Annotated in this window: 21 protein-coding genes and 1 tRNA gene; 9 read left to right on the top strand and 13 right to left on the bottom strand. The window is 71.1% G+C overall.

The features are described 5' to 3' along the window. The first annotated feature begins 3 nt into the window (after window positions 1-3). Window positions 4-894 carry an ABC transporter ATP-binding protein gene (locus OG607_RS35345; protein WP_405732283.1) on the top strand — a complete coding sequence of 297 codons (891 nt, stop codon included), beginning with the start codon at window positions 4-6 and terminating at the stop codon, window positions 892-894. After that, window positions 891-1,607, top strand: coding sequence for an ABC transporter ATP-binding protein (locus OG607_RS35340; protein WP_405732280.1), 717 nt, complete (start codon window positions 891-893; stop codon window positions 1,605-1,607). The genes OG607_RS35345 and OG607_RS35340 overlap by 4 nt, the downstream gene beginning before the upstream one ends. A gap of 70 nt (window positions 1,608-1,677) precedes the next feature. Here the strand turns inward: OG607_RS35340 and OG607_RS35335 are convergent, their stop codons facing one another. Continuing rightward, on the bottom strand, window positions 1,678-2,298 hold the full coding sequence (locus OG607_RS35335; protein ID WP_405732277.1) for an ANTAR domain-containing response regulator: 621 nt from the start codon (window positions 2,296-2,298) through the stop codon (window positions 1,678-1,680). Window positions 2,299-2,396: 98 nt separating this feature from the next. Here OG607_RS35335 and OG607_RS35330 point away from each other — a divergent pair. Together OG607_RS35330 and OG607_RS35325 are read left to right on the top strand one after the other, a co-directional pair. Beyond that, window positions 2,397-2,469, top strand: a tRNA-Leu gene (locus OG607_RS35330). A gap of 108 nt (window positions 2,470-2,577) precedes the next feature. Beyond that, complete coding sequence (locus OG607_RS35325) at window positions 2,578-3,333, top strand: helix-turn-helix domain-containing protein (protein WP_405732274.1); 756 nt, start codon at window positions 2,578-2,580, stop codon at window positions 3,331-3,333. A gap of 18 nt (window positions 3,334-3,351) precedes the next feature. Here the strand turns inward: OG607_RS35325 and pyk are convergent, their stop codons facing one another. The 3 genes from pyk to OG607_RS35310 all read right to left on the bottom strand — a co-directional run bounded on the left by pyk (window position 3,352) and on the right by OG607_RS35310 (window position 7,095). Further along, window positions 3,352-4,785, bottom strand: a complete 1,434-nt coding sequence (gene pyk / locus OG607_RS35320) for a pyruvate kinase (RefSeq protein WP_405732272.1) — start codon at window positions 4,783-4,785, stop codon at window positions 3,352-3,354. A gap of 140 nt (window positions 4,786-4,925) precedes the next feature. Further along, the gene (locus OG607_RS35315; RefSeq protein ID WP_405732269.1) at window positions 4,926-5,621 is read right to left on the bottom strand and encodes an SIMPL domain-containing protein; all 696 of its coding nucleotides are present in this window, start codon (window positions 5,619-5,621) and stop codon (window positions 4,926-4,928) included. Between the two features lie 142 nt (window positions 5,622-5,763). Further along, a complete protein-coding gene (locus OG607_RS35310; protein ID WP_405732266.1) occupies window positions 5,764-7,095 on the bottom strand; it encodes an RNA-guided endonuclease InsQ/TnpB family protein in 1,332 nt (443 codons plus the stop codon). 28 nt (window positions 7,096-7,123) lie between these two features. On the opposite strand from OG607_RS35310, the gene OG607_RS35305 reads away from it, so the two are divergent. Further along, window positions 7,124-7,282 (top strand): Arc family DNA-binding protein, encoded by a 159-nt coding sequence (locus tag OG607_RS35305; protein WP_405732263.1) that lies wholly within the window; start codon window positions 7,124-7,126, stop codon window positions 7,280-7,282. 76 nt (window positions 7,283-7,358) lie between these two features. On the opposite strand, the gene OG607_RS35300 is transcribed toward OG607_RS35305, so the two are convergent. The 3 genes from OG607_RS35300 to pepN form a co-directional block, all read right to left on the bottom strand. Beyond that, the gene (locus OG607_RS35300; protein ID WP_405732260.1) at window positions 7,359-8,753 is read right to left on the bottom strand and encodes a lysine N(6)-hydroxylase/L-ornithine N(5)-oxygenase family protein; all 1,395 of its coding nucleotides are present in this window, start codon (window positions 8,751-8,753) and stop codon (window positions 7,359-7,361) included. Further along, entirely contained in the window at window positions 8,750-10,141 is a 1,392-nt protein-coding gene (locus OG607_RS35295) for a pyridoxal phosphate-dependent decarboxylase family protein (RefSeq protein ID WP_405732257.1), read from the bottom strand. The genes OG607_RS35300 and OG607_RS35295 overlap by 4 nt, the downstream gene beginning before the upstream one ends. A gap of 155 nt (window positions 10,142-10,296) precedes the next feature. After that, window positions 10,297-12,819 (bottom strand): aminopeptidase N, encoded by a 2,523-nt coding sequence (gene pepN / locus OG607_RS35290; RefSeq protein ID WP_405732254.1) that lies wholly within the window; start codon window positions 12,817-12,819, stop codon window positions 10,297-10,299. 129 nt (window positions 12,820-12,948) lie between these two features. On the opposite strand from pepN, the gene OG607_RS35285 reads away from it, so the two are divergent. After that, complete coding sequence (locus OG607_RS35285) at window positions 12,949-13,344, top strand: VOC family protein (RefSeq protein WP_405732251.1); 396 nt, start codon at window positions 12,949-12,951, stop codon at window positions 13,342-13,344. Here the strand turns inward: OG607_RS35285 and OG607_RS35280 are convergent. Continuing rightward, the gene (locus tag OG607_RS35280; protein WP_405732248.1) at window positions 13,334-14,497 is read right to left on the bottom strand and encodes a glycoside hydrolase family 6 protein; all 1,164 of its coding nucleotides are present in this window, start codon (window positions 14,495-14,497) and stop codon (window positions 13,334-13,336) included. The two genes, OG607_RS35285 and OG607_RS35280, sit on opposite strands and share 11 nt — an antisense overlap. 179 nt (window positions 14,498-14,676) lie before the next feature. Here OG607_RS35280 and OG607_RS35275 point away from each other — a divergent pair, with 179 nt between their 5' ends. Beyond that, window positions 14,677-15,249 carry a hypothetical protein gene (locus tag OG607_RS35275; protein WP_405732245.1) on the top strand — a complete coding sequence of 191 codons (573 nt, stop codon included), beginning with the start codon at window positions 14,677-14,679 and terminating at the stop codon, window positions 15,247-15,249. Window positions 15,250-15,288: 39 nt separating this feature from the next. Here OG607_RS35275 and OG607_RS35270 read toward each other — a convergent pair whose 3' ends face one another. Both OG607_RS35270 and OG607_RS35265 read right to left on the bottom strand, forming a co-directional pair. After that, entirely contained in the window at window positions 15,289-16,029 is a 741-nt protein-coding gene (locus OG607_RS35270; RefSeq protein WP_405732242.1) for a phosphotransferase, read from the bottom strand. Window positions 16,030-16,055: 26 nt separating this feature from the next. Then, complete coding sequence (locus OG607_RS35265; RefSeq protein ID WP_405732239.1) at window positions 16,056-16,751, bottom strand: MBL fold metallo-hydrolase; 696 nt, start codon at window positions 16,749-16,751, stop codon at window positions 16,056-16,058. A gap of 58 nt (window positions 16,752-16,809) precedes the next feature. Here OG607_RS35265 and OG607_RS35260 point away from each other — a divergent pair, with 58 nt between their 5' ends. Both OG607_RS35260 and OG607_RS35255 read left to right on the top strand, forming a co-directional pair. Continuing rightward, the gene (locus tag OG607_RS35260; RefSeq protein ID WP_405732236.1) at window positions 16,810-18,933 is read left to right on the top strand and encodes a serpin family protein; all 2,124 of its coding nucleotides are present in this window, start codon (window positions 16,810-16,812) and stop codon (window positions 18,931-18,933) included. Between the two features lie 39 nt (window positions 18,934-18,972). Continuing rightward, the gene (locus OG607_RS35255) at window positions 18,973-19,911 is read left to right on the top strand and encodes a hypothetical protein (protein WP_405732234.1); all 939 of its coding nucleotides are present in this window, start codon (window positions 18,973-18,975) and stop codon (window positions 19,909-19,911) included. 32 nt (window positions 19,912-19,943) lie between these two features. On the opposite strand, the gene OG607_RS35250 is transcribed toward OG607_RS35255, so the two are convergent. Genes OG607_RS35250 through OG607_RS35240 form a run of 3 tightly spaced genes read right to left on the bottom strand, consistent with a single transcriptional unit; the run spans window position 19,944 to window position 23,813 of the window. Then, entirely contained in the window at window positions 19,944-20,903 is a 960-nt protein-coding gene (locus OG607_RS35250) for an alpha/beta fold hydrolase (protein WP_405732231.1), read from the bottom strand. 10 nt (window positions 20,904-20,913) lie between these two features. After that, window positions 20,914-21,945, bottom strand: coding sequence for a glycoside hydrolase family 113 (locus OG607_RS35245; protein ID WP_405732228.1), 1,032 nt, complete (start codon window positions 21,943-21,945; stop codon window positions 20,914-20,916). After that, entirely contained in the window at window positions 21,942-23,813 is a 1,872-nt protein-coding gene (locus tag OG607_RS35240) for a DUF2334 domain-containing protein (RefSeq protein ID WP_405732225.1), read from the bottom strand. Before OG607_RS35240 ends, OG607_RS35245 begins: the two co-directional genes overlap by 4 nt. Window positions 23,814-23,821 lie beyond the last annotated feature (8 nt).

Here is a 23,821-nt window from a genome sequence, read left to right as displayed (position 1 = left end):
CACATGACCACCACCACCGCAACCGCCACCACCGAGACCATCCTCGAAGCCAGCGGCGTAATCATGCGCTTCGGCGGCCTCACCGCCGTCCGCAACGTAGACCTCACCGTCAACAGCGGCGAGATCGTCGGCCTCATCGGCCCCAACGGCGCCGGCAAGACCACCTTCTTCAACTGTCTGACCGGGCTCTACATCCCAACCGAGGGCACGGTGAGGTACAAGGGCACGGTCCTTCCGCCCAAGCCGCACCTCGTCACCACGGCCGGCATCGCCCGTACCTTCCAGAACATCCGGCTCTTCGCCAACATGACCGTCCTGGAAAACGTCCTCGTCGGCCGGCACACCCGCACCAAGGAGGGCCTCTTCTCAGCCCTCATCCGCGGCCCCCGCTACCACAGGGCCGAAGCCGCCAGCCGCGCACGCGCCATGGAACTCCTGGAGTTCATCGGCCTCGAGAACAAGGCCGAGCACCTCGCGAAGAACCTGCCCTACGGCGAACAGCGCAAGCTCGAAATCGCCCGGGCACTCGCGAGCGAACCCGGCCTGCTGCTCCTCGACGAGCCCACGGCCGGCATGAACCCGCAGGAGACGCGAGCCACCGAGGAACTGGTGTTCGCCATCCGCGACAAGGGCATCGCCGTCCTCGTCATCGAGCACGACATGCGCTTCATCTTCAACCTCAGCGACCGCGTCGCCTGCCTCGTCCAGGGCGAAAAGCTCGTCGAAGGCACCAGCGAAGTCGTCCAGAACGACGAACGCGTCATCGCCGCCTACCTCGGCGAACCCTTCGAGGGCGCCCCGGGGGCGGAAGAAGTCGCCGAAGTCGAAGCAGCCGAGGCCGCGGAAGCCGCTCAAGCCGCGAGCACCACCAGCACCACGGAGGACGAGCGATGACCGCCCTGCTCGAAGTCGAAGACCTGCGCGTCTCCTACGGCAAGATCGAAGCCGTCAAAGGCATCTCCTTCAGCGTAGAAGCCGGCCAGGTCGTCACCCTCATCGGCACCAACGGCGCCGGCAAGACCACCACCCTGCGCACCCTGAGCGGCCTGCTGCGGCCGACCGGTGGCCGAGTCCTCTTCGACGGCCAGCCCATCGAAAAGGTCCCGGCCCACAAGATCGTCGCCTTGGGGCTCGCTCACTCTCCGGAAGGGCGGCACATCTTCCCCCGCCTGACCATCGAGGAGAACCTCAAGCTCGGCGCCTACCTGCGCAAGGACGCCGACGGCATCGCCAAGGACATCCAGCACGCCTACGACCTCTTCCCCATCCTGGGCGAGCGTCGAAAGCAGGCCGCCGGCACGCTGTCCGGTGGCGAGCAGCAAATGCTGGCCATGGGCCGCGCCCTGATGTGCCAGCCCAAACTGCTCATGCTGGACGAGCCCTCCATGGGGCTCTCCCCCATCATGATGCAGAAGATCATGTCCACCATCGTCGAGCTCAAGTCCACCGGCATGACCATCCTGCTCGTCGAGCAGAACGCCCAGGCCGCGCTCTCCCTGGCCGACCAGGGCCACGTCATGGAGATCGGCAACATCGTCCTCAGCGGGACCGGTCAGGACCTGCTGCACGACGAATCCGTACGCAAGGCCTACCTCGGCGAGGACTGACCTTACCTACGTACGCAATGCGAAGGGGCCCGCACCGATCGGTGCGGGCCCCTTCGCGTCGTACCTGCGGCTACTTCCCCGGGACCTCGTCGATCACGGCCTGCGCCACCGCCTGCATCGTCATCCGACGATCCATCGACGTCTTCTGGATCCACCGGAACGCGGCGGGCTCCGTCAGGCCGTACTTCGTCTGCAGCACGCTCTTCGCCCGGTCCACCAGCTTCCGCGTCTCCAGGCGCAGGGAGAGATCCGCGATCTCCGCGTCCAGCGCCCGCATCTCCGTGAAGCGGGATACGGCCATCTCGATCGCCGGCACGACATCGCTCTTGCTGAACGGCTTCACCAGATACGCCATCGCGCCCGCGTCACGCGCCCGCTCGACCAGCTCCCGCTGCGAGAAAGCCGTCAGCATCAGAACCGGCGCCAGCCGCTCCTTCGCGATCTGCTCCGCGGCCGAAATCCCGTCCAGAATCGGCATCTTCACATCGAGGATCACCAGATCCGGGCGGTGCTCCTCCGCCAGCTTCACGGCCGTCTCGCCGTCGCCGGCCTCACCGACGACCGAATAGCCTTCCTCTTCCAGCATCTCTTTGAGGTCGAGCCGGATCAGTGCCTCGTCCTCGGCGATGACGACACGCGTCGTCGTCGGGGGTACATGCTGCTGCTCGTCAGCGGGCTCGGGGGCGCTCACGGGACTCCTTGTTCCAGGCGGGGTACTGCACCATGAGCCTACCTATCTCCGGTATCGTTGGGGGCCGAAGGGCATCCGCAACCCTTCGTTTTGAAGGAGCCCCGGTAGCCCAGCGGTAGAGGCGATGGATTCAAAACCCATTCAGCGTCGGTTCGAATCCGACCCGGGGTACTCTCCCTTCAATTCCAAGGCGTTCCAAGAATGGCGATCTTCGCCACATCGAGTGAACTGACCTTCGAGTTTGCCCGGTGAGCAAGCAATCCGACCACGCTCGGTCACATGTACGACCTCGAAACGCGCCGTCGCGCCCTCTCACTTGTCGATGAGGGCCGCAGCCTCAACTCAGTGAGCCAACTGACCGGGATATCGCGCTCCGCGCTCCGCGACTGGCGCGTCCGAATCGAGCCGCTTCAGCGCAGCGGCGAGTGCGTTCGCTGCGCCGTACCCGCCGCGACGCCGAGCCCGGCACCCTATGCCTACCTGCTCGGCCTCTACCTGGGCGACGGCTGTCTGAGCCGTCAGCCGCGAGGCGGGTACGCCCTCCGCATCGCGTGTGCCGACTCCTGGCCCGGGCTCATCGCCGCCTGCGAGGAGGCCGTGCGCGCGGTCCGCCCGGAGGGTGCCGTCTGCCGCGTGCAGAACGTGGGCTGCACGATGATCACGTCCTACAGCAAGCACTGGCCGTGCCTGTTCCCGCAGCACGCCCCCGGCAAGAAACACGACCGCACGATCACACTGGAGCCGTGGCAGCAGACGATCACCGACGCGCACCCCTGGGAGTTCGTGAAGGGCCTCATCCACTCCGACGGCTGCCGGATCACCAACTGGGCCACGCGCCTCGTCCAGGGTGAGCGGAAGCGCTACGAGTACCCGAGATATTTCTTCACCAACAAGTCCGAGGACATCCGGCGGCTCTACACCGACACCCTGGACGCGCTGGGCGTCGAGTGGAAGCAGGCGAACGCCTGGAACATCTCCGTCGCCCGCCGGGAATCCGTCGCGCTCATGGACCGGCACGTGGGCCCCAAGTACTGACGGACGCCCTTCTCAGGGCTACTTCGGGGAGTCGTCCTCGCCGACGTGATGCACCCGGACCATGTTCGTCGTGCCGGCGACGCCCGGCGGGGAACCCGCCGTAATGATCACGACGTCGCCCTTCTGGCAGCGGCCGATGCGCAGCAGTTGCTCGTCGACGTGGTCGACGATCGCGTCGGTGGTCTGGACGACGGGGCCGAGGAAGGTTTCGACGCCCCAGGTGAGGTTGAGCTGGGAGCGGGTGGCGGGTTCGGGGGTGAAGGCGAGCACGGGAATCGGGGAGCGGTAGCGGGAGAGGCGGCGGGCGGTGTCGCCGGACTGGGTGAAGGCGACGAGGAATTTGGCGTTGAGGAAGTCGCCCATTTCGGCGGCGGCGCGGGCGACGGCGCCGCCTTGGGTGCGGGGTTTGTCGCGGTCGGTGAGGGGCGGGAGCCCGGCCGCGAGCATGTCTTCTTCGGCGGCTTCGACGATGCGGGACATGGTCTTGACGGTTTCGATGGGGTGTTTGCCGACGCTGGTCTCGCCGGAGAGCATGACGGCGTCGGCGCCGTCCATGACGGCGTTGGCGACGTCGCTGGCTTCGGCGCGGGTGGGGCGGGAGGCTTCGATCATGGAGTCGAGCATCTGGGTGGCGACGATGACGGGCTTGGCGTTGCGCTTGGCGAGTTTGACGGCTCGTTTCTGCACAAGCGGCACGGCTTCGAGGGGCATTTCGACGCCGAGGTCGCCGCGGGCGACCATGATGCCGTCGAAGGCGTCGACGATGTTTTCGAGGTTGTCTACGGCCTGCGGCTTTTCGATCTTGGCGATGACGGGGACGCGGCGGCCTTCTTGTGCCATGACGCGGTGGACGTCCTCGGCGTCGCGTCCGCTGCGTACGAAGGACAGGGCGATGATGTCGGCGCCGATGCGCAGGGCCCAGCGGAGGTCGTCGATGTCTTTTTCGGAGAGGGCGGGGACGGAGACGGAGACGCCGGGGAGGTTGAGGCCTTTGTTGTCGGAGATGAGGCCGCCCTCGATGCACATGGTGTGGACGCGGGGGCCTTCTACGTCGGTGACTTCGAGGGTGACGCGGCCGTCGTCGACGAGGATGCGTTCGCCGCGGCTGACGTCGGCGGCGAGGCCTTTGTAGGTGGTGCCGCAGATGTCGCGGGTGCCGGGGACGTCGTCGGTGGTGATGGTGAATTCGTCGCCGCGTTCAAGGAGTACGGGGCCTTCGGCGAAGCGGGCGAGGCGGATCTTCGGGCCTTGAAGGTCGGCGAGGATGCCGACGCTGTGGCCGATCTCGTCGGAGGCTTTGCGGACGCGCCGGTAGCGGTCTTCGTGGTCGACGTGGGAGCCGTGGCTCATGTTGAGGCGGGCTACGTCCATACCGGCTTCGACCAGGGTTTTGATCTGGTCGTAGGTGTCGGTGGCGGGGCCCAGGGTGCAGACGATTTTCGCTCGGCGCATGTTTCGAGCTTATGACTTACCCGTGGGTAGGTATTTGGTTGTCGGCGACTGTCCAACGTCGGCTGGATTAACGGTTGTTGACAAGTGGTGAATGTGCATGGGGGCGCTCCGATGAGCACACCGGGCGCGCCGGACAGGCTCTAGCCGAGGTCCGGGGCGGTCATGGTGAAGTGAGCGGTGACCTGGGCGTAGACGGTCTGGCGTTCGGGTTCGAGGTCGATGGCGGGGGCGGTGTCCTGTGCGGCGGAGCCGGGGGCGGCGGCGAAGGCGGCTCGCATGGTGCGTTCGCGGGGGTAGGGGGTGGATTGCTGGACGCCTTCGTCGTCGAGTTCGATGAGGGTGGTGAGGCGGGCGCCGAGGGCTTCGGCGTATTCGCGGGCGCGCTGGACGGCGGCGTGGACGGCTTGCTGCCGGGCGGTGCGGTAGGCGGGTGAGTCGTGGCGCAGGGACCACCAGGGGCCGTCGACGCGGGTGAGGTCGAGGTCGGCGAGGCGGGTGGTGAGTTCGCCGAGGGCGGTGAAGTCGGTGAGGGTGGCGTTGATGCGGACGGTGCCGTGGTAGGCGCGGATGCGTTCGCCGCGGCCGCGTTCGCGCAGTTCGGGGGTGATGACGAAGCCGCCGGTCTCCAGTTTCTCGACCGCGTCGCCGTATTCCTTGATCAGGTCGAGGATGTGGTTGTTGCGGCGGGTGATGTCCTTGAGCGTGTCGCGGCGGTCGGTGCCGCGGGCGGTGACGGTGACGGCGATGCGGGCGAGCTCGGGTTCGACTTCGAGGGTGGCTTCGCCGCGTACGCCGACGCGCGGGGCCTCGGGGCGGGGTGTGGGGGCGCTTGTCATGATTCCACTGTGGCAGGAAGCCAGGGCTCTGGCATGGCATGAACACACACGCAAGACGGCATAGCGTCAGGTGTCTGGGCGGTGTGTACATTGCCGAGGGCAACGCGGCGCAGTTCGTTGACGGAGCGGGTTAGCTAGGACGTCAGTACGGGCCTGTGTCATCAGCCCGTCGGCCTCGGCCCCGTCCTCCTTCCTCACCAAAGGCCAGCCGGCTGTCGATCGCGGCTATGAACCTTGACTCCTCCGCCTCCTGAAGGAGGGGGATTCCTGGCTCACGTCGCCTGCGGACCGGCGGCCCGCCAGGTCTTACACGATCAGCACCAGCCGGGTTGAGACCAGCCCGGACCAGCATCACGCGGGCGGAGTTCTTGTCCCGGGGGGACACGGCTCCGCACGCGGTGCAGGTGTAGGTACGTTCCGACAGCGGCAGTGCGTGCTTGGTTCTCGCTCCGCAGTGTCCGCAGTCCATTGTGGTGTGCGCGGGGTGCACGAGGTCCAGTTGTCGCCCATGCTTGCGCGCCATGTGGATCAGCGCCTGCTTGGTCGCGCTGATCGCGGCGTCGGCGGCTTTGCGGGCCATGGTGGACTTGGCGAGGAACTTCGGACGGAAGTCCTCGACCGCGAGCCTGTCATGATCGCGTACGACACTCTTGGCCCACTTGCGAGCGGTGTCCTCCCGTTGCCGGGCCACCTTCTTGTGGACCTTCGCGGCCTGCCGCTTCGCGGTGCGGTAGCCCTTGGACGCGGCCTGCCCGCGCTGTGGTTTGCGGCGGGCCATCATCCGCTGATACCGGGTAAGTCTTCCGGCGGCCTTCTTGCCGTGCCCACTGTAGGGGAGGTCGTGGGTATCGCTGGTGGTGGTGGCGGTCTCTTTCACGCCCCAATCGATGCCTATACAGCGGCCGGTTGCGGGGAGCGGTTGGGTCTCCGAGGGGACGACGAAGGAGGCATACCAGTGGCCGAGGCTATCGCGGTAGATGCGCACGCTGGACGGGTCAGCGGGCAGGCCCCTTGACCACACCACTGTCAGGACGACTCCTCCGGCCAGGTGCAAGCGGCCGTCCTTCAACCGGAAGCCACGTCGGGTGTAGTTGAGGGTGGGGCCCGCGAAATCCTTCTTCTTGAAGCGGGGCATGCCCGCCCGCTGCCGTACCGGCACTCGGGCCTTGATGTCCTTCAGCGCCTTGGCGCGCGACCTGGCGAAGTCCCGGATGATCTGCTGCTGCGGCACCGAGGCGCCCTCACCCAGCCACTCGTGTTCGGCGCGCCAACCGGTCAGCATCTTGTCGAGCCGGGCCGGACCGCACTTCTCCTCAGCCTTGTGCGCGGCCCTGGATTCGGCAGCGCACTGGTTCCACACCCACCGGCACCGGTCCCACTCGCCGAGCAGGGCCTTGCGGTCGGCGGACGACAGCCGCAGCCGGTAGGTGTATCGAGCATGTCCGGCCTCCTCCGACTCCCGTGGCGTCGCCATAACGTCAAAATACCACTAAACTGGTGTCATGAATTCCGAAGTTCGCATCACACTCAGACTCCCCTCCGAACTCCGTGACCGCCTGGACACTCGCGCCCGTGCCGACCGGCGGTCACTCAATTCCGAGATCGTGCACCTGCTAGAGGTCATCCTCGGCGATCCGGTGGAGGAGGCTGATTCGTCCTGACGGCGAATCGACTGTCCCCTCCCCGCTACCCCGCCCCGTCCCTCTACGGCCTGAAGGCCGGGGCATCCTCCGGCTCTCAGGAGTGAATACCTGCGGGCCTTGCGGTAGCGGGAGCGCTGACGGGCGCGGGTTGCAGCCCGAAGGTGGTGAAGGCGGTGCGCGAGGGCAGCGGGTAGGGCTGGCTGCCGGTGACGGCGTTGAGGATGACGGCGGAGCGCCAGGCGGCCAGGCCGAGGTCGGGGGCGCCGACGCCGTGGGTGTGGCGTTCGGCGTTCTGTACGTAGATGCCGGCGCCGTGGACGGGAGGGTCGAGGTCGAGGCGGTGGTCGAGCCCGATGCGGGGGCGGCCGGCGGAGTCGCGGCGGATGTACGGCTCCAGGGGGGCGAGGAGCTGGTCGAGGGGGCGTTCGCGGTATCCGGTGGCGAGGACGGCGGCGTTGGTGGTGAGCCGGGTGCGTACGCCCTGCTGCTCGTGTTCGAGGTGGAGCTCGATGGCGTTGGTGCCGAGGCGGCCGGCGGTGCGGACGGTGACGCCGGGGGTGAGGGTGACATCGGGCCAGCCGCCGTCGAGGGTGCGGCGGTAGAGCTCGTCGTGGATGGCGTTGATGGTGTCGTGGTCGATGCCCTTGTGGAGCTGCCACTGCTGGGGGACGAGCCGGTCGCGTACGGGTTCGGCGAGGTCGTGGAAGTAGCGGGTGTAGTCGGGGGTGAACTGTTCCAGGCCGAGCTTGCTGTATTCCATGGGGGCGAAGGCGGGGGTGCGGGCGATCCAGGTCAGGCCCTCGGCGCCGGCGGGGCGGGCCCGCAGGAGGTCGAGGAAGACCTCGGCGCCGGACTGGCCGGAGCCGACGATGGTGACGTGGGGGGTGGTCAGGAGACGTTCGCGCTGCTTGAGGTAGTCGGCGGAGTGGACGACGGGGACGGTGGGGGCCTCGGCGAGGGGGCGCAGCGGCTCGGGGACGTAGGGGGTGGTGCCGATGCCGATGACGAGGTTGCGGGCGTGGGTGCGGCCGAGGGCCTCGGCTTCGCCGTTGGTGTCGAGCTGGGTGTGGTCGACCTCGAACAGGCCCCGGCCGGGGTTCCAGCGGACGGTGTCGACCTGGTGGCCGAACCGGATGGTGGGGAGGGATTCGGCGACCCAGCGGCAGTAGGCGTCGTATTCGGCCCTTTGAATATGAAATCGCTCGGCGACGTAGAAGGGGTAGAGCCGGTCGCGGGACTTGAGGTAGTTGAGGAAGGTCCAGGGGTTGGCGGGGTCGGCGAGGGTGACGAGGTCGGCGAGGAAGGGCACTTGGAGGGTGGTGCCGTCGATGAGCAGGCCGGGGTGCCAGTGGAAGGCGGGGCGCTGGTCGTAGAAGGCGGTACGCAGGCCGGGGAGGCGGTCCGCCAGGGCGGCGAGGGAGAGGTTGAAGGGGCCGATGCCGATGCCGAGGAGGTCGAGGGGCTGGTCTTCTGCGGGCGCGGTCGTCATCGGGTCGGGCCTTCCGTGGGTTCCGTGGTGAGCCTGAGGAGCGTTGCCAGGTCTTCGGTGCGCGTGCCGGGGTTGAGGAGGGTGGCCTTGAGCCAGAGCCGGCCGTCGGCGGCGGCTCGGCCGAGGACGGCGCGGCCTTCGTCCATCAGCCGGCGGCGGATGGCGGCGACCTGTTCGTCGGTGGCGCCGGCGGGTCGGAACAGGACGGTGCTGATGGTGGGGCGGGCGTGGAGTTCGAGCCCGGGGTGCTGTTCGACGAGGTCGGCGAGGGTGTGGGCGCGGTCGCAGACGGCGTCGATGAGGGCGCCGAGGCCTTCGCGGCCCAGGGCTTTGAGGGTGACGGCGATTTTGAGGATGTCGGGGCGGCGGGTGGTGCGCAGCGAGCGGCCGAGGAGGTCGGGCAGTCCGGCTTCGGTGTCGTCGGTGGCGTTGAGGTAGTCGGCCTGGTAGGCCAGCGGCGCGAGGTCGGCGGTGTCGGGGACCGCGAACAGCCCTGCGGCCACCGGCTGCCAGCCGAGTTTGTGCAGGTCGAGGGAGACGGAGGCGGCTTTGGACAGGCCGTCGAGCTTGTGCGCCTGACGGTCGCTGAAGAGCAGGGAGCCGCCGTAGGCCGCGTCGATGTGGAGTTCGGCGCCGTGGGTGGCGGCGGCCTGGGCGATCTCGGGGATCGGGTCGATGGCGCCGGTGTCGGTGGTGCCGGCGGTGGCGACGACCAGGGCGGGGTCGTAGATGTCGGAGAGGGCGCGGCAGACGGCCGCCGGGTCCAGTACGCCGGTGGGGGTGAGGATGGTGAACGGCTCGGGCAGGCCGAGAAGCCAGGCGGCGCGGTGGATGCTGTGGTGGGCGTTGGCCCCGCAGACCACCTGGAGGGGGGCGGCGGGGTGGCGCTCGCGGGCCAGCAGGAGGGCGAGCTGGTTGGACTCGGTACCGCCGGTGGTGACCAGCGCGTCGGGCGCGGGCCGGTCGGGGTAGACCAGGGCGGCCAGCGCGGCCGTGGTCTCTGCCTCGATGGTGGCTGCGGCGGGCGCCTGGTCCCAGGAGTCGAGGGAGGGGTTGAGGACGGCGGCCGCCAGGTCCGCCGCGACGGCCGCCGCGAGCGGCGGGGCGTGCAGGTGCGCCGCGCACAGCGGGTCCGCCGGGTCGGCGGCGCCTTCGGCCAGCGTACGTACGTATCTGCGCAGCGCCGCTGCCGCGCCCTCGCCGGTGTCCGGGATCGCCTCCCCGCAGGCCTCCTGTACGCGCCGGGTGACCGCTTCCGGTCCGCCGGCCGGCAGGGGCCCGCCGCGGGCCGCGGCGCCCTGGGCGAGGGCGTCGAGCACGATGTCCAGCAGCGGCCGCAGGTGGCCGGTCCCTTCGACGCCTCCGGCGAGATCCGGGTGGGGTGGCATGGGGTGGCGTCCTTTGCGGTCGTGCGGTTGACCGGGGCGTTCGTACGTCCCGGTCAACACAACGACCGCCATCCGTCAGGGGTATCGCCCGGCCGGACCGGAACGTGGGAATCCGGTCAAATCATGGTCATACGGTCAGCGTTGAGCGTCGTCTTTCAGCTGTGCCCGCCCCGCACCCGCAGTGCCCTGCTCAGGTCGTCGAGCTGGTCGGCGAGCTTGCGGCGCAGCGCGGGGGTGACGTCGTCGCCGTTCAGGCAGGCCTCGCCGAGGCGCAAGGTCTCGGCGTCGACGTACGGGAGCGGGAAGGCGAAGCGGCCGGCGGCTTCGGCGAGGGCGGGGCCCCGGCGGGCGGCCAGGGCGACGGCCGCGGGGTAGAAGAGGGGGACGTAGCCGGCGACGAGGTCGCGGTGTTCGGGCTGCCAGAAGCCCTGGGCGGTGGCGATGAAGAGGTAGTTGGACAGTTCGGGCAGGCCTGCGGCGTCGCCGGTGGCGAACAGGGCTTCCCAGGCTGCCTGCTTGCTCGCCGGGTCGGGGAGGGCGGCGCGGCAGCGGGCGGCGCCTTCCTGGCCGGTGGCGCTGGGGTCGCGGGCGAGTTCGGCGTCGATGTCGGCGGCGGTGGCGGCGCCGAGGACGGTGAGGCGGAGCAGGAGCTGCCAGCGCAGTTCGGGGTCGAGTGCCTGTGCCGCGGCGCCGGCTGTGACGGTTTCGGCCTCGAGCCAGGCGCGCAGTTCGGCGGTGTCGGTGGCGACCGCGATGAGGGCCCGGGTGGCGGACAGCGGGTGGCGGGGCAGCAGTTCGCGCGCGAGGGCGTCGAGGGTGGCCAGGGCTGCGGGGCGCTGCTCGCCGGGGAGGTAGCGGTCGGCGATCTGGGCGCGGGCGAAGGCGAGGACGCCCTCGACGATCGCGATGTCGGTCTCGTACGGCAGGTGGGCGCGGGCCGCTTCGAGGTAGGCGGCGGGCGGCAGTTCCCCGTCGCGGACCAGGTCGCGGGCGGCGTTCCAGACCACCGCGCGGGACAGCGCGGCGGGCAGGCCGCGCAGGGCGGCGGCCACGGTGGCCCAGGACTGCTCGTCGAAGCGGATCTTGGCGTACGTGAGGTCGCCGTCGTTGAGCAGGACCAGGTCGGGGCGGGGGCCGGTGAAGTCGATCGGCTCACCGTCGGCGTCGGCCGGCACATCGGTGAAGAAGTGCTCGCGCCGCACGAGCCGTGCCGGGTCGGCGGGGGCAACGTCGTACAGGCCGACGGCGATGCGGTGCGGGCGGGACCCTTCGTGGCGTACGGCGAGCCGCCAGCCGCCCGCCGTGGTGGTGATCTCGGGGGTGAGGAGGTCGGGTCCGGTGGTGCGCAGCCAGGCCTGCGCCCAGCCGTGGACGTCACGGTCGGTGGCGCCGGCGAGGGAGTCGATGAAGTCGGCGAGGGTGGCGTTGCCGAAGCGGTGGCGGGCGAAGTGGTCGTTGATGCCGGCCAGGAAGTCCTTCTCGCCGAGCCAGGCGACGAGCTGGCGCAGGGCGGAGGCGCCCTTGGCGTACGAGATGCCGTCGAAGTTGAGCAGCGCGGAGGCGGTGTCGGGGACGGCGTCCGCGTCGGGGGCGACGGGGTGGGTGGAGGGGCGCTGGTCGGCGTCGTAGCCCCAGCCCTTGCGGGCGACGGCGAAGTCGGTCCAGGTGTCGGTCCAGGCGGTGGCCTCGGACAGGACCTGGAAGCCCATGTACTCGGCGAAGGACTCGTTCAGCCAGATGTCGTCCCACCACTGGAGGGTGACGAGGTCGCCGAACCACATGTGGGCCATCTCGTGGGCGATGACCATGCCGCGGGTCTGGCGCTCGGTGTCGGTGACGGCGGAGCGGAAGACGAAGTCGTCGCGAAAGGTGACCAGGCCCGGGTTCTCCATCGCGCCCGCGTTGAACTCGGGGACGAAGGCCTGGTCGTAGGAGTCGAACGGATACGGCTCCTGGAAGATCTCGTGGTAGCGGTCGAAGCAGCGGCGGGTGGTGGCCAGCAGCTCGCTCTCGTCGGCGTCCAGGTAGGGCGCCAGGGAGCGGCGGCAGTGCAGGCCGAAGGGCAGGCCGGCGTGCTCGGTCCGTACGGAGTGCCAGGGGCCGGCGGCGACGGCGAGCAGGTAGGTGCTGATCGGCGGGGTCGCCGCGATCTGCCAGCGGCCTTCCTTTCCGCCGTTCCCGTTCACGCGCTCGGCGATGCCGTTGCCGAGGACCGTCCATGCGGGCGGCGCGGTGACCGTGACCTCGAAGACGGCCTTCAGGTCCGGCTGGTCGAAGGCGGCCAGCACACGCTGGACGTCCTCCATGAACAGCTGCGTGTAGACGTAGGTCTCGCCGTCGGCCGGGTCCGTGAAGCGGTGCATCCCCTCGCCGGTGCGCGAGTAGCGCATGTCCGCCTCGACCCGCAGCTCGTGCGGTCCGGCCGCGAGGCCGGTGAGCGGCAGCCGGTTGTCGTCCAGCGCTGCCGGGTCGAGCTCGTGGCCGTCGAGCACGGCACGGTGCAGGGTCGCGGGTTTGAGCTCGACGAACGTGTCGCCGTCGGCGAGGGCGGTGAACCGGATCACCGTGCTTGAGCCGAACACCTCATCGCCGCGGGTCAGGTCGAGGTCGACGGCGTAGTGCTGGACGTCGATGAGCTGGGCGCGGATCTCGGCGGCAGCACGTGTGAGAGCAGGCATGCCGCCCATGCTGCCGTATGCCATGCGCCCCACGCATGGGGGTTTGCCCTAGGGTTGCGCGGGGCGACCAGGCCGGGCCGCTGCGGAGGGCGTAGACGGTCGCGGCCGGTACGGGGCAGGCTCCCCCACATGATTGGGACTCTCTACTGCGTGGTCATCGACTGCCCCGACCCGCTCGCGCTCGCCGTCTTCTACCAGCGGATGCTCGGCTGGGAACTGGATGACTCCGACCCGATTTCTCCTTCTCTGACCTCGGAGAACGGCATGCAGATCGGCTTCCAGATCGTGGGGGCCTACCGGGCGCCGCTGTGGCCCGACCCGGATCGCCCGCAGCAGTTCCACCTCGACTTCGACGCGGGCACGCTGGCCGATGTGGAGGCCAAGCACGAGCAGGTGGTCGCGTGGGGCGCGGCGTTCGTGCGCGACAGCGGCGGCAGGCAGAAGGGGTTCCGGGTCTTCAGCGACCCCGCGGGACACCCCTTCTGCCTGTGCTGGCGCGCGGACGCGAAGGGCACTACGGAGTGAGCGGCGGCACCGCGTTCCGTACGAGTTCCAGTGCCATGTCCGGGAACCAGGCGCCGGCGGCCGGGTCCACCGTGCCGCGCTCGGGGTCCTCGGGGCCGGGGGTGCCGCGCAGGCAGAGGCCGTCGGACTCGCCGGGGATCTTCACCCAGAGACGGGCGTCCTGGAGCGGGTCGCCGGGGCTGGTGGTGGGGCGGGCGCCGAGGCCGCGGGCGGGGGGATTGCACCAGTCCTGGGCGTCGGTGTACTTGCCGGCGGGCGGGGTCCAGGGGCCCTGGCCGTTGCGGCTGGTGTCGGTGACGAAGTGCTTCATCGTCTCGGGGGTGGCCTGGACGTTGGCGTCCAGCCAGGACTGGGCGTCGGGGCGCGGCCACCACTGGTTGGGGCAGGCGGCGGGATCCCCGCCGGAGGCGGCGTAGGCGAGGCAGGAGGAGATGAGCTTGCCGTACCAGGCGTTGGCGTCGTCGGTCTGGTAGTTGGAGACGTTGGTGAAGAAGCCGGTGGCGTCGGCGATGCCGCCGTTGATCAGGCGCGGGACGATGCTGTTGACGCTGTGCCAGGCGGGGTGTCCGGTGTCGAGGTAGACGCGGGTGGCGGCGAGCGGTTCGAGGGTGTGCACCGCGTAGGCGGTCTCGGCGTAGCGGGCGGCGGTGAGGGTGCCCTGGGCGTCGTCCTGTCCGCAGTCGGAGGGGAGGAGGGCGAGCGAGTCGGGTTCGAGGACGACGAGCGCGTCGCGGCGGCCTATGCCCCGGGCAACCGCGTCGATCCACGCCTTGTACTCGGCGGTGTTCGCCGCGCCTCCGGCGGAGTACTGCGAGCAGTCGCGGCCCGGGATGTCGTAGAGCGCGAGCACCGGCAGCGCCCGGTCGCGGGCCGCGTCCCGGACGGTCTCGCGGATGTCCGCCTCGACCTCGGCGGGGGTCTGGTCCCCGTACCAGACGGCCTGCGGCGTGCGGGTCATCGCCAGGAGCCCGGCGGCGTCACGGTAATCGCCCTGCTGGGCGAGTCGGAGGATCTGGCGGTACGCGTCGGGGTTGGCCGGCGGGGTGTAGAGGCGGGTGGCCGTCCCGGTGGCTTGCGCCGCATGCGCATGCGGCGCGATGAGCGTGAGAGCGGCGGCCACGAGGGCGGCCAGGAGGGCTGCGGGTCTGCGCACGTGATCACTCCTGAGAATGGGAGCGCTCCCAAAGCGCTGCGCGCAGCGCGGGGAACACAGGTGCGGGATATGGACGCGAGACTGCCCGCTCGCCGTGTCCGCGTCAAGGCCTGGGACGACACCGCTCTTGCGCAGGGGCGGTTGTCGTGAACACAGGGTCGTCGTCCATACTTCGTGCCGTGGAGCAGCCCATAAGTCCCAACATCCAGCCCGTGCACGCCGCCGCGACCGATCCGGCGTTCGTCCCCGGCATCACGCCTCCTCCCGCCGACGAGTCGGCCGAGGCGGCGGAGGCGACCGAGGCGGCGGAAGCCGCCGACTCCGCGGAGTCGGCAGAGCCGGCGGCGGACGAGGCCCCGGAGGCCTCGGCGACGCCGACCGACGACGCTGTCGCCGAGGAGGACGCCGAGGAGGACGCCGGGGAAGACGCCCCCGAGGGTGACGACGCCGAGGGTGACGACGCCGACGGTCCCGTCCTGGAGGCCGCCGACCGCCGCGGATCGGTCACCGCCGACCGCGACGGCATCCGGTTCCAGCTGGACGACCAGGAGGCCGACTTCGACTGGGACGAGGTCGGCGCGGTCGAGTACGAGACCTCCCGCTTCGGGCGCTGGTTCACCATCACCGTCCACCTCCCCGGCCCCCGCCGCCGCTGGTACCAGGCCGATGTCGAGGCGCCTTCCAAGAGCCGCATCAAGGAGTGGACGGCCCAGCTCGACGCGGTCCTGGACGCCTACTTCGAGGACGCCTGAGCCCGGCCCCTCAGCCCCGAGGCCCCATGCCCGTCCCCGTCACCGCACGTGTCGATCGAGGACCGTGCGGTGCGCGGCCGTCCAGTCGTACGCCGCCCGCACGGCGGCGACCGCGCCGCCGTCCCGCAGCCGCGCCATGGCCGGGTCACCCGCGTCCGCGAGCCGGTCGATGCCGCGCCAGCAGCGGTCCTGCCACCACAGCACCGTCTCCACCAGGCGCTCCCGGTCCGTGTCGGCGAGCCCGTACGCCTCGGCGACCAGCCGCATGCGCAGACCGGCTTCCTCCGGCCGGAACACCTGCGATCCCGTCCCGCAGAACTGCCAGCAGACATGCGCGACGTCGTGCACGCGCAGGCCGGGCGCGGCGAGGTCCCAGTCGATGAAGGCGACCGGCCGCAGCCCCTCCCCCATGTCCCGGTAGACCGTGTTCCTGGGGGACAGGTCGTTGTGGCACACCACCTCGCCGCCCTCCGCCAGCGGCGTACCCGCCGTCAGGTCGTGCAACCGCCGCGTCAGCCGGGCCACTTCCGCCAGGCTCTCCTCGCCGATGACCGAGGCGGGCTGCAGCGGCTCCCACGCCACGTGCCCGTCGACGTACGACAGCACCTCACGGCCGCGCTCGTCCGTGCCCAGGTGGCGCGGCGCGCCGGACCAGCCGGCCCTCCCGAGAAGCCCGAGCAGTTCGCGTACGTACGCCGCCCGCTCGCCCGGCGGCCGCCGGACCGTGTCCCCGATCCGTACGACCTCGGTCACGTTGCCGCCCGGCAGTGCTTCTTCCATCCGGTGATCGTCACACATGTGACACGTCAGCCCGCGACCGCCGCCCGCAGCGACTCCCCCGCCCCGCCGATGACCGGCTCGCCGTGCCCGAAACAGGCCGTCTCCACATCAAGGGCCGCCAGCCGGCGGCAGGCGGCCAGCACCTGCTCCCGGTCGTTGTTGAACACGCCCGGCATCGGCCGCCCATCGGCGAACGCGATCGTGTCCCCGGTGAACAGCACCCCCGCCGAGGGCAGATACAGCGCGATGCTGCCCGGCGTGTGGCCGGGCACATGGAGCACGCGAGCCCCTTCGCCGCCCCAGTCCAGCCGGTCCCCGTCGGCCAGCTCCCGGTCGACGCGCGCCGGCGGCACGAGCGGCAGGTCCCCGGCGCCCACCCGCTCCCAGATGGGCCGCTCCCATGGCTCCAGGACGGGAGGCAGCACCGTGTCCAGGCCCCGGACGGCGTCGGCGTCGGCCGCCCCGGCCAGGACGCGCGCGCCGGTGGCCGCCGCGAGGGCGGCGGCGGAGCCCGCGTGATCCCGGTGGGCGTGGGTGAGGACGATCTCCCGTACGTCCTCCGGGGCGCCGCCGAGCGCTTCGAGCGCCTGCAGGATCGGGCCCTCGCTGCCCGCCGGACCGGTGTCCACCAGGGCGAATCCGCCGGGCCGGCGGACGGCGTAGACCTGCCCGACGGGGAAAGGGAGAAGCCAGATGTCAGTGGCGACTTGTACGGTTTCCATAGCTGGACGCTAGGCGGGCTACGGGGGCCCGGCAGCGGTTCAGCCGAGGGGGAACGGCATGGCACAGGACGCGCTGACGGCGCATGCGGGAGCGATCCAGGAGCTGGCCTCCCGCTGGCTGCCGATCGTGGCGGGCGGGACCGGGACCGACGAGCCGGGCGGGGACTTCGCGTGCTCACCGGCCGGACTGTGGCTCGCGCTGGCGGCCACCGCCGCGGGCGCTGCGGGCGAGACGGCGGAGGAACTGCGCAAGCTGCTGGGCACGGCCGGGCCGGAGGCGGCGGGGACGGTGACGGAGGCGGCCCGGGCGGTGGCTGGGACGGACGCGGTGGCGGTGGCGACCGGGGTGTGGGCGCGTACGCCGTTGTACCGGGCCTTCCGCGAGTCGCTGCCGGACATCGGTTTCGGGCAGCTCGATCCGGAGGACCTCCGGGCGATCGACGACTGGGTGCGCGAGGCGACCGGCGGGCTGATCGAGCGGCTGCCCGCCGAGCCGGGCCCCGGGACATTGCTGCTGCTGGTCAACGCGATCGCGCTCAAGGCCTGCTGGGCCGAGCCGTTCGAGCCGCACGCCACGCGCCACCGGCCGTTCACGGACGCCACGGGCGGCCGGGAGAGCGTGCCGACCATGCGGAAGCGGGTGCCGCTCACGGACGCCTGGACGGTGGGCGCGTCCTGTGTCGTCGAGCTGCGCTGCCGTGGGGACGGCGGGAAACCCGGAGCCAGGGTGCGCTTCGTGCTCGGCGAGCCCGGACAGGCGGCGGGAGAAGTGCTGGCCGATGCCTGGGCCGCGCCCACGCGTCGCAGGCCGGTGGACGCGGAGGAGGTCGAGATCTCCCTCCCCCGGCTGTCCCTGCGCACCCGGCTGGAGGTGACCGATCACCTCGCGGCGCTGGGCATCGCCCGGTCCGCGTCGGACGCCGCCGACTTCTCCGTGATGTCGCCGGAGCGGCTCAAGATCGGCGCGGTGGCACAGGAGGCGGTGCTGCGGGTCGCCGAGAACGGCGTCGAGGCGGCCGCCGTGACGGTGGTGGAGATGCTGGCGGGCGGCGCCGCGCCGATACGACGGGTCGAGCACATCCGTTTCGACCGGCCCTTCGGGATCGTCGTCCTGGACGCGGCCGGTGAGGTGCCGCTGTTCACGGCCTGGCAGGCCGCCGTCCCGCGCGATCCGCTGCCCCGGCCGTACGAGCTGACCGAGCACGACCCCGACCCGGATGCCGTACGGCGGATCACCTTCGTGCCGTTCCTGCCGGACGGGCGGTGTGCGCTGATCGACACCGACGACGGGGATCTCGGGCTGCCGGCCGGCGATGTGCTCCCCGGCGAGCACTGGCTGCTGGACACCGCTCTGCGCGTGCCGATGGAGACCGCCGGATTCCGGCCGCAACGGGTGCATCCCTTCGCGTACGACGCCTCGCGGCAGCACCTCTTCGTCTGGCTGGAGGGCGACCGCTACACCGGCCCGCGCCCGCACGCGGACGCCCGGCTGGTGGCCGAGCCCCCCGAGGTGCTGGCCGAGGTCCTGCTGCCCGGCACGGACCTCACCGCCGCGCTCGACGCCGCCCGTTCCTATCGCGCGCAGAGCGACGCCTCGTACTTCGCGGACAATGTGCGGCTGCTGGAGCCCGCGTACCTGAGCGCCGGCACCGCCGAGGGCGGCTCCGGCTTCGGGGGCGGGCCGGCGGAGTGGCGGGCCCGCCGCGCGATGATCGTCGAGGGGCTGCACCGGGACGGCACCTTCCTGGACATCGGCTGCGCGAACGGCCTGCTGATGGAGTCCGTGCGGGAGTGGGCGGCCGAGCGGGGCCGGTCGGTGGAGCCGTACGGGATCGACATCGCCCCCGGGCTGGTCGCTCTGGCCCGGCGGCGGCTGCCGCAGTGGGCGGACCGGATCCAGGAGGGGAACGCGCTGGACTGGCGCCCGGCGGACGGGCGGCGCTTCACGTTCGTCCATGTGCTGGCCGACTGCGTGCCCCGGGCCCGGCTGGGCGAGCTCATACGGCACGTCCGGGAGCTGACCGAGCCGGGCGGGCGGGTGCTGCTGAGCGTCTACCAGCCCACCGGGGGCGGGGACGTGTCCGCCGCCGAGCGGATGGCGGAGGCGGGCATCTGGGCCACCGGCACGGCAACGGGAGACGGCCCTCCGGGAACGGCGACGACGGCCTGGATCGACGCGTAACCTCGAAGGCGGACGGAGCCGACGCCGGGGGAGGCGCAGGTGGCCCAGCAGTCAGACCCAGGCGGCCCAGGCAGCCCGGCAGCGAACCCGATCGTGCACGGCTTCCCGCACCTCGACACGATCCGGGCCGCGCTGACCGCGCTGTACAAACGGCTGTCGTCCGACATGGTGGACAGCTTCCCGGCGAGCGTGCGCCCGGAGGCGGTGGACTTCCCGCCGGAGGAGGATCTCTACCTGGGCGCGCAGCGCATGGCGCATGTCATGGTGCAGCACTTCCGGCTGCCGGAGGCCCGGATGGTGGTGAGCTTCCGGGACATGGTGCACGCGGGCAACGTGGAGCTGGCGGCCGGGCCGGAGTACTTCATCGAGCTGCACGCGCGCTTCAAGGAGGACCGCCGCGATGTGGGCGCGGCCCTGGCCCATGAGGTGATGCATGTCTTCCTGCACCGCCTCGATCTGGAATTCCCCGGCACGCGCGACAACGAGATCCTCACCGACACCGCCACCGCCTACCTGGGCGCGGGCTGGCTGCTGCTGGACTCCTACCGCGAGGAGCCGGCGCGGCGCGGTGAGCGGGTGCTGATGTCCGCGTCGAAGCTGGGCTATCTCACGCCCGAGGAGTTCGGCTACGTCCTCGCCAAGCGGGCGCTGGCCTTCGGCGACGACATCGAGCCCTGGCTGACCAGCGCCCAGGCCCGCGACGCCTACCGGGCCGGGCTGGCGGTCGCCCGGCAGGACCTGCGCCGCCCGCCGATGCTCGCCTGCGGGTGGGCCGGGCGGCGGCGTTACGCGAAGGACCGCCGCTCCGGCACCGCCCTGCCCTCCGCCGGTTACGCCTTCGAGGGCCGGGGGCTGTCCGGGCCGCTGCGGGTCTCGTTCCCCTGTCCGACCTGCCATCAGCGGATCCGGGTGCCGGTGCGGGGCCGGGTGAGGGCGCGGTGCGGGCTGTGCCGGACGGTACTGGAGTGCGACACCTGAGCGTTCCGGCCGAGCGCTCCGGCCGAGCGGCCTCAGAGCGAGCCGAGGAAGTCCAGCAGCGCCGCATTGACCTCGTCCGGCCGCTCCTGCTGGGTCCAGTGGCCGCACCCCGGCAGTATCACAGGCTCCCGCAGCGTCGGCACGAGCTGCGGGAGTACCGGGATCAGCTCCCGCATCCCGGGGAAGGCGGTGACCACGTCCCGGTCCCCGGCCACGTAGAGACCCGGGACCTGGAGGGCGGCGCCCGCCCAGGGGGCGGTCAGGGCCCAGTTGCGGTCGGCGTTGCGGTACCAGTTGAGGGGGCCGGTGAAGCCGGAGGCGGTGAACTCGGCGGCGTAGACGTCGAGATCGGCCTCGGTGAGCCAGGCAGGGAGTTTCCCGGGCTCGGGGTAGAGGTCGAGGAAGCCGGTGCCGGGCGGGATGAGGGGGACGGCGGGAGACTCATTCGCCGGGTTGTCGCCGGACAGGCCGTGGAGGAAGCGGCGCAGGGCGGCCCGTACGTCGGCGCCGAACTCGGCGTCGGACACACCCGGTGTCTCGATGTAGTTCCAGTAGAAGCGGCCCTCGTACAGCTCGCGGAACGCCCCCAGCGGCGGCCGGTCCCCCCGGAACGGGGGCGGCACGCTCAGCCCGGCCACCCCGCGTACGACATCGGGGCGCAGCAGCGCCGCGTGCCAGGCCACCGGCCCGCCCCAGTCGTGGCCGACGACGACGGCCTGCCGCTCCCCCAGCGCCTGGACCAGCCCGATGACGTCGCCGACGAGGCTGAGCAGGTTGTACGGCTCGACGCCTTCGGGCCGGTCGCTGCTCCCGTAGCCGCGCTGGTCCGGGCCGACCACGTGGTACCCGGCGGCGGCCAGCGGGGCGAACTGGTGCCGCCAGGAGTACCAGAGCTCGGGGAAGCCGTGCAGCAGCACGACCAGCGGTCCCTCACCCTCCTCCGCGATGTGCAGGAGCGTGCCGTTCGCTTCGACGGTGCGGTGGGTGACCATGGCGATGAGGCTAAGGGCGGGTCCACCACTTGCGCAGCACCCCCTCCGCCGGTTTGCCGTGCGGGGTGTACGCCAGGCTGGCGGGGGTCTCGCCGCTGCCGGGCCAGTCGTCCCACATCCACCAGTTGACGCCGGCCCACCAGCGCCGGCCGTCGAAGGCGGAGAACAACGCCTCGTAGGCGGCGGCCTGTTCGGCGGCGCCGCCGTGCCCGCTGACGGTCCAGGAGTACGGGGCCGTGGTGGCGCCGCGCTGGCTGACGTAGCCGGCCTCGGTGAACAGGATCCGGCGGTGGTGGCGGGCGGAGTAGGCGGCGAGTTCGCGGGCGATGGGCCGCCAGGCGCGGCGGAGCCGCCGTACGTCGGTCGTGGGGTGGTCGGCCAGCGGCCAGTAGGCGTCGATGCCGATGAGGTCGAGGGAGTCCCAGAAGGGGATGTGGCGGTATTCGTCGTAGTTGGCGGCGTAGGTGAGGGGGCCCTGGTAGACGGCGCGGACGGCGGCGATGACGGATCGCCAGTGGGCGCGGTCGCGGGAGGTGCCGGCGAGTTCGGTGCCGACGGCGAGCTGCTGGACGCCGAGTCGCTGGGCGAGGCGGGCGTAGTGGGTGATGAAGCGGGTGTAGGCGGCGAACCAGGCGGCGGGGTCGGCGGGCCGGATCTCGGCGCGGTCGAGGTCGCCGGGCAGGTCGACGTGTGGCTTGAGCTGGACTTTCAGGCCTGCGGCGTGGGCGAGGCGGATGACGCGGCGAAGGCTCGCGTCGTCGGCGGTCTCGCCGGTGGTGTGCATGGCGGGGTCGTGGATGCCGGTCTGGTACCAGGTGGGGGTGAAGGACACCCAGCGGGCGCCGGTGGCGGCGATCTGGCGCAGATAGGGCTCCGCGCGGGGGCTGTCGTAGTCGTGGACGTCCCAGGCGGGCAGGGCGATGCCGCGGATGCGGTCGTCCGGAGCCCAGTCCCTTCCGGAGGCCGACGTGCAGGCGGTGGCGAGCGCGAGGACGACCGCCGCAAGAGCCGCGGCGGTCGTCCTCCTGAGCGATGAGGTCACGAAACAGCCGTGGGGCTGACGAAGGTGTAGCCGAGGGCGCGGATGCCGTCGACGGTGTCCTTGAGCGGCTGGACCGGGTAGTAGGGGTGGTAGAAGAAGCTGGCGAAGCCGTCGCGCACGGCGAGGTTCGCCTTGGCGGAGGCGATCAGGTCGGCGGGCAGGCGCGCCGGGTGGTTGTTGTAGGCCTCGGCCTCGTAGTTGCCGATGTTCTCCGGGAGCACGGTGGTGCCGTACACGTCCTTGACGACGTAGGGGAAGAACTGGCCGATGAACTGGTTGGGGGTGGCCGTGCCGCCCAGGGTCCCGGAGAAGTAGAGCGAGCGCTCCAGCCGGGCGTTGAAGTTCTTGGCGAAGACCTTGTAGTCGGCCGCCGAGGCGGCGTAGTGCGGGGTGGTCCACAGCGCGGGCTTGGGCAGCCCGGCCAGGGTGAACTGGGTGAGGGCGGCGGTCACCCTGGTCTGCGCCCACAGGGCGGAGTCCTCGGCGACGGTGCCGTCGTAGACCACGTTGTTCGAGGCGTCGACGTGAGCGCGGTAGAACTCGAAGTCGTCACCGGTGACGCCGTCGTAGGGGTTGGCGACATTGCTGTACTGGTGCGTGTAGCCGTGGTCCATGAGGACGGCGCCGCGCGCCAGCATGTACTTCAGCGCGGACACGACCTGCGGGCGCTGGACCAGGGTGATGGTCTGGGCCGTGCCGTTGTTGTACGTCCCCTTGGGGTCCTTGTAGACGGGGATGACGTTGATGCCGTACGGGATCTTCTCCGAGTAGAGGTAGTCGGCGATGGCGCGCAGCTCGGCCGGGTCGGAGTCGGGGCTGATGTCCTCCAGGCGCATCATCGCCCGGTGCCGCTCGGCGGTGGCGGGGGCGAGGGCGTCGAAGAGCAGGTCCTCGAAGGCGATGACGCGGTCGCTCTCGGAGACGAAGGCGAAGGGGATCTCCCCGATGTACGTCAGGTTCGAGGAGCGGACCGCCCACGGGAAGGTCGTCCCGGTGGCGGAGTCCGTGGCCTGCGCGAGCGAGGTGACGGCCGGATAGCCGGCGCCGGTGAGGATGTTGGGGCGCAGCACGCCGCCGTCCTGGCCGGCCGGGATGTTCCGGGTGAGGTTCTGGTTCCGGTACGCCACCTGGTTGACGGTGCCGACGCCGCCGGCGGTGGTGAAGTACGAGGTGGTCGGGTCCCAGCCGTATTTCTGCTGGAACGCGGTGACGCCGGCGGCGTTGGCGAGCGACCAGATGTTGTCGCCGAGCCAGGTCACCGGGTGGGTGGTGGCGACGGCGTCGGTGTAGAAGGCGGCCGGGATGGCGTCGGGTGTGGAGCCGCCGTAGTAGGTCGAGCCGAGGTAGATCGTCGCCGTGTACTGGTTGACCAGGCCCGCGGTGTACTGCGAGACGGGCTTGGCGGCGACGGTGCCGAAGTGGCCGGCGAGGTTGGCGGCGGCCATGGCGTACAGCTCGCCGAGCTGGCCGTAGGGGCCCGCGGTGTCGTAGAGCACCAGTGCCGAGGTACCGGCCGCGGCGGCCTGCGGGGCCTTCACGGTCTGCACGGTCTGCGCCGCCCGTACGGTCTGCGCCTGCGCGACCGGCCGGACGTACGCCGCCTGCCGCACGGCCGCCTTCGCGACGGGGGCCTTCGCCCTGCGGGTCCTGTCGGCGGAGACCTGGGACGACGCCCAGCCCTTCAGGTCGACCTTGGCCACGCCGGACCGGTCGCGCAGGTCCTCGCCGTGGCGGTGGTGGCCACCGGCCGGTTTTCCGGCTCCAGCGCCGTTCGCGGTGGCCAGGAATACGCCGCCGAATAGCGCGGCGACCAGCGCGAGAATACTGGAGACCCGGAAGATCCGTGGCCTCCTCGATCGGGATTTCATGTTCCCCC

Origin of the sequence: Streptomyces sp. NBC_01537 (assembly GCF_045040445.1) — a bacterium.
Lineage (GTDB): Bacteria > Actinomycetota > Actinomycetes > Streptomycetales > Streptomycetaceae > Actinacidiphila.
The sequence above is the reverse complement of the archived record's forward strand: the minus strand, read 5'-3'. Positions and strand labels throughout refer to the sequence as shown.

What these genes read in the sequence shown, in the direction of transcription:
- pepN (WP_405732254.1), bottom strand. Translation starts at nt 12,819, where the DNA reads ATGCCTGCTCTCACACGTGCTGCCGCCGAGATCCGCGCCCAGCTCATC.
- OG607_RS35345 (WP_405732283.1), top strand. Translation starts at nt 4, where the DNA reads ATGACCACCACCACCGCAACCGCCACCACCGAGACCATCCTCGAAGCC.
- OG607_RS35260 (WP_405732236.1), top strand. Translation starts at nt 16,810, where the DNA reads ATGGCACAGGACGCGCTGACGGCGCATGCGGGAGCGATCCAGGAGCTG.
- pyk (WP_405732272.1), bottom strand. Translation starts at nt 4,785, where the DNA reads ATGCGCCGAGCGAAAATCGTCTGCACCCTGGGCCCCGCCACCGACACC.
- OG607_RS35265 (WP_405732239.1), bottom strand. Translation starts at nt 16,751, where the DNA reads ATGGAAACCGTACAAGTCGCCACTGACATCTGGCTTCTCCCTTTCCCC.
- OG607_RS35250 (WP_405732231.1), bottom strand. Translation starts at nt 20,903, where the DNA reads ATGGTCACCCACCGCACCGTCGAAGCGAACGGCACGCTCCTGCACATC.
- OG607_RS35300 (WP_405732260.1), bottom strand. Translation starts at nt 8,753, where the DNA reads ATGACGACCGCGCCCGCAGAAGACCAGCCCCTCGACCTCCTCGGCATC.
- OG607_RS35295 (WP_405732257.1), bottom strand. Translation starts at nt 10,141, where the DNA reads ATGCCACCCCACCCGGATCTCGCCGGAGGCGTCGAAGGGACCGGCCAC.
- OG607_RS35240 (WP_405732225.1), bottom strand. Translation starts at nt 23,813, where the DNA reads ATGAAATCCCGATCGAGGAGGCCACGGATCTTCCGGGTCTCCAGTATT.
- OG607_RS35315 (WP_405732269.1), bottom strand. Translation starts at nt 5,621, where the DNA reads ATGACAAGCGCCCCCACACCCCGCCCCGAGGCCCCGCGCGTCGGCGTA.
- OG607_RS35305 (WP_405732263.1), top strand. Translation starts at nt 7,124, where the DNA reads ATGAATTCCGAAGTTCGCATCACACTCAGACTCCCCTCCGAACTCCGT.
- OG607_RS35270 (WP_405732242.1), bottom strand. Translation starts at nt 16,029, where the DNA reads ATGGAAGAAGCACTGCCGGGCGGCAACGTGACCGAGGTCGTACGGATC.
- OG607_RS35325 (WP_405732274.1), top strand. Translation starts at nt 2,578, where the DNA reads ATGTACGACCTCGAAACGCGCCGTCGCGCCCTCTCACTTGTCGATGAG.
- OG607_RS35310 (WP_405732266.1), bottom strand. Translation starts at nt 7,095, where the DNA reads ATGGCGACGCCACGGGAGTCGGAGGAGGCCGGACATGCTCGATACACC.
- OG607_RS35340 (WP_405732280.1), top strand. Translation starts at nt 891, where the DNA reads ATGACCGCCCTGCTCGAAGTCGAAGACCTGCGCGTCTCCTACGGCAAG.
- OG607_RS35285 (WP_405732251.1), top strand. Translation starts at nt 12,949, where the DNA reads ATGATTGGGACTCTCTACTGCGTGGTCATCGACTGCCCCGACCCGCTC.